Source organism: Marinicauda pacifica (genome assembly GCF_004793635.1).
Lineage (GTDB): Bacteria > Pseudomonadota > Alphaproteobacteria > Caulobacterales > Maricaulaceae > Marinicauda > Marinicauda pacifica.
Genome location: NZ_SRXV01000093.1, coordinates 1 through 305, shown reverse-complemented (window position 1 = coordinate 305; position 305 = coordinate 1). Strand labels below are relative to the sequence as shown.

The following is a 305-nucleotide window of genomic DNA, read 5'->3' as shown; positions in this document are numbered from 1 at the left end:
CGGAGGGGTTGGCCGTCAGCGAGAGGTGGACGGTATTGCCGTCAAACTCGCGGTCGGACGAGGAGCCGAGGTGATATTTCACGTCGCCGGAGGAATACTCCGCACCGAGCGTATCGCCGCCCTGAAACTCGTTGAAAATGACGTGGTAGGGCTTGGCCATCACCGCGCCGAGCACGTTCAGGCGCCCGGGGTGCGGCATGCCGACCACCATGTCGGTGACGCCGAGCGCGCCGCCGCGCTTGCTGATCTGCTCCAGCGCCGGGACCATGGCCTCGCCGCCATCGATGCCGAAGCGCTTGGTGCCC

Annotated in this window: 1 pseudogene; it reads right to left on the bottom strand. The window is 66.9% G+C overall.

What is annotated here, in order from left to right:
- A pseudogene (sucA, locus tag E5162_RS14525) lies at positions 1-305 on the bottom strand (2-oxoglutarate dehydrogenase E1 component); the annotation flags it as partial.